6 protein-coding genes and 1 pseudogene are annotated in these 6,774 nt (G+C 40.4%); 4 read left to right on the top strand and 3 right to left on the bottom strand.

Going from position 1 to position 6,774, the window contains the following annotated elements:
* The 4 genes and pseudogenes from VFM80_RS07420 to VFM80_RS07405 all read left to right on the top strand — a co-directional run.
* A pseudogene (locus VFM80_RS07420) lies at positions 1-1,176 on the top strand (DNA-directed RNA polymerase subunit beta'); the annotation flags it as partial.
* 112 nt (positions 1,177-1,288) lie between these two features.
* Complete coding sequence (locus tag VFM80_RS07415) at positions 1,289-2,347, top strand: toll/interleukin-1 receptor domain-containing protein (protein WP_395071066.1); 1,059 nt, start codon at positions 1,289-1,291, stop codon at positions 2,345-2,347.
* Between the two features lie 137 nt (positions 2,348-2,484).
* Positions 2,485-2,661 (top strand): hypothetical protein, encoded by a 177-nt coding sequence (locus VFM80_RS07410; protein WP_395071064.1) that lies wholly within the window; start codon positions 2,485-2,487, stop codon positions 2,659-2,661.
* A gap of 366 nt (positions 2,662-3,027) precedes the next feature.
* Positions 3,028-3,735 carry a sulfotransferase family protein gene (locus tag VFM80_RS07405; protein ID WP_395071062.1) on the top strand — a complete coding sequence of 236 codons (708 nt, stop codon included), beginning with the start codon at positions 3,028-3,030 and terminating at the stop codon, positions 3,733-3,735.
* Positions 3,736-3,997: 262 nt separating this feature from the next.
* Here VFM80_RS07405 and VFM80_RS07400 read toward each other — a convergent pair whose 3' ends face one another.
* From VFM80_RS07400 to VFM80_RS07390, 3 genes are all read right to left on the bottom strand, one after another.
* Complete coding sequence (locus VFM80_RS07400; protein ID WP_395071060.1) at positions 3,998-5,545, bottom strand: M20/M25/M40 family metallo-hydrolase; 1,548 nt, start codon at positions 5,543-5,545, stop codon at positions 3,998-4,000.
* Positions 5,546-5,697: 152 nt separating this feature from the next.
* A complete protein-coding gene (locus tag VFM80_RS07395; protein ID WP_395071058.1) occupies positions 5,698-6,045 on the bottom strand; it encodes a rhodanese-like domain-containing protein in 348 nt (115 codons plus the stop codon).
* Positions 6,046-6,107: 62 nt separating this feature from the next.
* Positions 6,108-6,774 (bottom strand): M20/M25/M40 family metallo-hydrolase (locus VFM80_RS07390; protein ID WP_395071056.1); only part of this gene is annotated, 667 nt, incomplete at its 5' end.

Below are 6,774 nucleotides of genomic sequence, written 5' to 3'. Positions count from 1 at the left end.
GATGGAGTAACTTCTTCTGATGATACCGATGCGCAAACCGGTCACCGTGAAAAAGTAATTACAGATTCCAAAGATCGTTCGCTGGTACCAACCATCATGATCAAAGGAACTAAAGACCGAGTCCGCGAAAGTACACTTCCTGTTGATACCCACATTGTGGTAGAAGACGGTGATAAAGTGGAAGCCGGTCAGGTAATCGCCAAGATTCCGCGTGTTGCTTCTAAATCGAAGGATATCACCGCCGGTCTGCCGCGTATTACTGAACTGTTTGAAGCACGTTCGCCAAGTGAACCTGCCGTTGTTACTGAAATTGACGGTATTATTGAAATGGGTGGACGTAAGCGTGGTTCACAGGAAGTATTTGTGAAATCCAAAGACGGAACTGACGAGAAGAAATATCTGATCTCGCTAAGTAAGCATATCTTGGTTCAGTCCAATGATTTTGTAAAAGCAGGTCAGCCACTTTCTGACGGTACTATTCCGGCTCAGGACATCCTGAATATTCTCGGCCCTTACGCTGTACAGTCATATCTCGTGAATGAAATTCAGGAGGTTTACCGACTACAGGGTGTGAAGATAAACGATAAGCATATCGAGACGATCGTTCGAACCATGATGCAGAAAGTTGAGATCACCGATCCCGGTGATACCATGTTCCTTGAAGGCGATAAAGTTGATCGCTTTGAAGTGAACGAACGCAATGACGAATTGATCGGTAAGTTTGTAGTTACCAACGAAGGTGGCAGCGAGCTTAAGAAAGGAGCGATCCTTGATCGACGTGAAGTAAGAGATCATAACAATCAGTTGATCAAAGACGGAAAAGAAGAGCTCGAAACCCGTGAAGCAGAACCGGCTATTTCCAAGCCAATACTGCTGGGTATCACAAGAGCTGCACTTTCAACCGACAGTTGGTTGTCGGCAGCTTCCTTCCAGGAAACTACCAAGGTACTTACACAAGCGTCTATTGAAGCTAAGAAAGACTTCCTCCGCGGACTCAAAGAGAATGTGGTGGTTGGACATAAAGTACCTGCCGGTACCGGACTTCGCGACTACGAAGACATCGTGGTTGGTTCGAAGAAAGACATGGAAGAAGGAGACGAAGATATCGCCAAAGTATTTGAAGAACTTGGCGGTAGCGGAAACGGTGAAAGCGAAACTGCTGAAGCCGAAGACTAAACTTTCGTTAGCCTGCTAACAAATTGAAGCCCCGTTCATTAACTTGAACGGGGCTTTTTTTTATCGAATAATTTAGTATATAAGTCATTGAATTAATAAAGGAACAGTAGAAATGACAGTCTTTATAAGTCATATAACAGAGGAAGCAAAAACGGCGGATGTTCTAAAAAACTGGTTAGAATCAACTTTTTTGGGGAGTATTAATGTTTTTGTGAGTAGTGCACCAGATGATATTGGTCTTGGAGATAAGTGGCTTGAAAAAATTGATGGGGCACTTAGCGATGCCAAATGCTTAATTGTTATATGCAGTATGAAATCAATCAATCGACCTTGGATTAATTTTGAAACAGGAGCTGCTTGGATTAAAAAAATTCCGATTATTCCTATTTGTCATACGGGAATTACTAAAGAAAATCTACCAATACCTTTGGCGTATTTCCAAGCAACTGAAGTATACGATGATGAATTTTCTAAGAGATTAATTCAATCTTTAATAGAACATCTGGGTTTCTCAAAACTGCCTAATATCTCTTTCGATGAATTTAATAATGAAATCTTAGAAAGTGTTGGGGAGAAAATAGAAATAATTTCTTCAGATGATGAACTTGGACTATTGGATCATATTGTAATAGTAGACGAAGGTTTTCAGGAGTTAGCTGAAATAGCGAATACTATAACAGATGCAACACAAGACGTGAATAATGAGACTAATGAAACTCAAAAAGAATTTGAAATAGCCAAGTTTGATAATAGTGCAGGGGCGAATAAGAGGAGACAAAGGATTGCAAAAAACTTTTCTAAGCCAATTAATGAATATAAAGACAAATTACAGATAGCAAATAAAGAGTACGAAGAATCTTTAGAAAAAATAAAATTAAGTCTTTACAAAATATTAGAAGGTGATTATGAGATCAGTGAGGAAGAGATGGAAGAATTCTATTTGTTAGATAATAGATTAAATTCAATGCATCAAACAATATTAAATACCACAAGTACTTTTAATAGTATGAAAAAGGTGCTGGATGATTTTCCAAAGTTACAGAGACAACTAAACAAAGCTACTAGAAATGCTAGTGAAGAGATAGGCAACTTTATTTCAAATATGTATGCTACGTTAGATTTTATTAGTAGATCACAGACATTAATTCAATCAATAATGGTAAGGAACTAATAGGGTTAATAATTACTTAATCTCGTTCCCAACGACCCCGTAATACTCAAGGTGGAACTTGTTCAGAATAATTAAGAACGTTGCGTATTTGTGTTGCCCCGCATGCATGGATAAGTTTTTAATGTTTAAGGAAACCAATGGATAAGAAACGAAAAAAATTAAAGATCGAACAAGCCGACATCACCCCTGTTTGTCCACACTGTGATAAGGAAATTGAGAAACTCATCGAAGTCAGCCGCGGCTTTATGTCGATTAATCGTGTGTTCTGCTGCCCTTATTGTCATAAAATCGTTGGTGTCTCGTCGGGGCAGTAGCTGCACTTAATCTCGTTCCCTAGTTCACCTGCGAAATGCCGGATAGAGACTCTGATTCCAACTTTAAACACCACAAAGACCAACCTTCGAAAACTAAAAAAGTCTCAAAAAGACATCCCAATTACTCAGGATGGCTTAAGTTTTCTGTGAGTTCAAAAGCTTATCGTCATTCACCCTAACCTTCACGATAATAGTAAGGATCTAATCTTAGCAGGATCATACTTTAGCAATGATATAATTAAGTAAGATATGTAGCAATCAGCCCGTATAGTATAAGAACCAACTGACAATAAAATTATATTATGAATAAAATTTTATTTGAATAAAATGGCGTGAAATTTCCAACAAGAAAAAAGTATTATTTATATGCTACTACCTGAATTAAGTAGAGACAATCAGCATGGTATGGCTCCAACCACCTATTTTTTCAGGGGATTGTTCAGACGGCTAACCATTAGAAATCGGAATAAAGTATTTGTTTTAGGGTTTCATAAAACAGGAACCACTTCTCTTGCAAAGGCATTAGTTGTATTAGGATACAGGGTTTGCGGGTTTGTAAATCCCCCAACAAACTATACTCCTGAAACCCATACCAGGGAAGAACTATTTGAAGCCATATATAAACCCTTTTTAGATAAATATGATATGTTCGAGGATACCCCTTGGTTTATTTTCTACAGAGAACTGTTGGAGTTATATCCTGATGCAAAATTTATTCTTACAAAACGATCTGTTGATGGTTGGTACAAAAGTGTCCTCAACCATTTTGGCGGCTATGACAGAAAGAGTTACCATTGGATTTATGATGGTGAGGGGGATCCTGAAGGAAACAAAGAACTGTACATTAAAAAATATACAGAGCATAACAGGGATGTTATTGAGTATTTCAAAAAAAATAATAAAGAACTTCTAGTAATGAATATGCCGGAAGATTTTAACTGGGATATCTTATGTGATTTTTTAGGTTGCAGTAAACCATTTGGTGATTTTCCTCATGCAAATTCTGTTGCAGAACGATTAACAATAAAACGAAAATTGAAAGACTTTATAAAGAAAAAATATTACAGGGTGTAGGTACGAAGCTATTATTGTAAAGTGTGTCTATCAACTGTTTCTTTGTTTGTATCTGAAATGCACCCTTTCAAATTTGATCTTGTTCCCAACAACCCAGCAGGAAATAGAAATTGGGACCTCACGTTCCGCATAGTAAAAGTTTTTAATGAATTCCCTTCCCGTTGCCAACAAAAAAAGCCATCCCAATTCCTCAGGATGGCTCAAACTTATCTGATTATACGGACGATCCTCGTCCGCCAATCGTCATTGGTCGTAATAAAAACTAATTTCCTCCGCTTCTGTTTGGAGTCCGAGGGGTTGGCCATTCCATTTGCTCGCCGGATCTCGGGTTGATCGGAAGAACTGCTTTGTCACGCGGAAATGTTTCCGGATCTTCGCTCGCCATATAAGTCAGGATCGCAGTGAGGATCGCATTATTACGGACATCATCAAACACGATCTTGTCGTAGGTATCACGGTTAGTATGCCAGGTGTAATTCCAGTAACTCCAGCTGAGTGAACTCAGCGAAAAGCCCGGTGCTCCGGCCGAAACAAAGGAAGCATAATCGGAACCACCACCGCCGGGAGTGCCCGGGAATGTTGTCTCAATATGTTGGGTAATATCTCGTGGAACGGCTTGCAGCCAGCGACCTAAGAACTCATAAGCATGTAGAAATCCCTGTCCGGAAATTCGAACCACACGGCCTGTACCGTTATCCTGATTGAATAAGGCCTGCATATTATTAACGATCTCAGGATTGTCTTGCACAAAAGCGGATGAGCCATTCAAACCTTGCTCCTCTCCGCCCCAAAGCCCTACGATGATGGTACGCTTCGGATTAGGATATACCTCTTTTAAAATGCGGGCAGCTTCCATCATTGTGATCGAACCTGTTGCGTTATCCGTAGCTCCGGTGCCCCCATCCCATGAATCATAGTGAGCAGAAAGGACGATATATTCATCCGGTTTTTCGGTTCCGGGTATGGTAGCAATGGTATTAAAGGTGGGAACCATTCCCAGGTCTCTGGATTGGGCATTCATATGAACTTCAGGTTCATCACCGTATTCAACCATTCTGTATAACATTCCATAGTCTTCCAACGCAAGATCTACAACCGGTATGTTTTCAGTATTAGCGCTGAAGATCTTATTCACTCCAAATCCATTTGACCAACGGGATTGTATAAGTCCGGCCGCCCCCGCTTCTTCAAGCGTCTGATTCATGGAGCGTAAATATCCGGTGTTCTCTAAATTCTGGCGCCATGCCTCTGACTGAATATTTCGTTCTTCCCGCATCTTCTCAAAGGATTCCTCGGTTGCAAATTCCTCCCAGTTATAATCAGGTCGGCCGGTTATTTGTGGTTGGGAAATCAGGATGATCTTTCCTTCGATCGTTTCCAGCCAAGCTTCGAATTCTTCCTGATTTGCTACTTGTGGAATGATATCAAGTGAAGCATTGATGCCTCCTTCAGGAGTAGAAGGGCTCCAGGCCAGCTGCTGTCCTTCCAGAGAAACTACCCGAGGCAAAAGAAGGTCAATATGCGTTATTCCACGCTCCCAGCCACGCCATTCACCATACTGTTGATTTTCAGCTGAGATACCCCATTCGTTGAACTGAGAAACTGCCCAGTCATGAGCATGTTGCATTTGAGGAGTTCCAACCAGGCGCGGGCCGATCACATCCGTTAATTGATGAGCAAGTCGTTCGAGTTGAGAATTTTCAGTTGCTTCAGTAACGATGGCATCAACCACATCATCTGTATTTTGAGCAAAAACAGATCCTGTAGGCACTATCAGCAGGATAAATAAAAAGTGAACTATTCGTTTCATGTACCTGATCTCCGATTCTGTTAAAATTGTTGGGAGAATATATTCGATAATGAAATAAAAGAAAGCGGATAATATTTCTTTTTACGAATAAAAAAAGCCACCCGCCAAATGGCGGCTGGCTTCAAAAGTGTTGAGAAGTTCTGCTTTATGGGTTATACATCGTTGCCGGTGAACTCATATCCTGCTGATTTCCAGCCGGAGAGTCCTTCTTCAAAATCACTTACGTTAGTATATCCCATTTCCTCAAGTTTTTGAGCTAACTGAGGAGATGCCGTGCATTCTGCATTGGCGCAGTAAACCACGATCTCAGCATCCATATATGGGAGGATATTTTTTGCAATCTCAGCATTTGCGGCTGGTAAGTTAATTGAACCGGGAATATGCTTTGAAATAAAAGCTTCCTGATCTAATGCATTGATCAATATAGTATTGTGATTGCTGGTAAGTTTGCGATGTAAAGTTTCTGTGTCAATCGTTGTTAATGTTGCTGTAGCTTCCATAATCTTGGGATTAGATTATACTTTCAATTCTACTTTATAAACAAATAATAGCCGCAAGACATTCAATGTAGTCTGTTTTTATAAATCTCAAAAAATACCTTAGCCGCTGGTTCAATGATGTCATCCGGGAAATCATATTCCGGATCATGTAAATTTGGAGTTTTTTCACCTGAACCAAAACCAAATTGCCCCCCCTTATTAGTGGCCGTGAAGTAAGCAAAGTCTTCCGACCAATTGTTGGGCTGCGTCATTTCTTCAAGCTGATAGTCCAGCGACTTAGCCGAGTTTTCTATGATTTCAACACACTCTGAAGCATTGACTGTAGCAGGGTATATCTCAGTATATTTATGCGAATACGCTAACCCATATTCCTCTCCATATTTTTTGAGGATGTTTTCAGCTTTTGAGCAGAGCAGATCAAGGTCTTTATTTTCATAGGCTCGAAGGGTAATTCCCATTTCCAGATCAGACGGAGAAACCCCAAACGAGATCTCACCCATACGGATATAGATCAATGTGGAGATCACATGATTGCTGAACCCGGTCTTGGCTCGGGTTAATTCTTGTATTTCATTAATTATCTTGATAGCTGCGGGATAGGGCGGATTTCCCTTCTCGGGTTCAGCTGCATGAGAAGTTCTCCCCTGAAGATTGATGGTTATTCCGCAGGAAGCCGCTGCAAAACTTCCTTCTTTTATGAGTATCTTGTTCTTAGGTTGTCCCGGTATG

The sequence above is a fragment of the Gracilimonas sp. genome, assembly GCF_035704785.1.
Lineage (GTDB): Bacteria > Bacteroidota > Rhodothermia > Balneolales > Balneolaceae > Gracilimonas.
The sequence above is the reverse complement of the archived record's forward strand: the minus strand, read 5'-3'. Positions and strand labels throughout refer to the sequence as shown.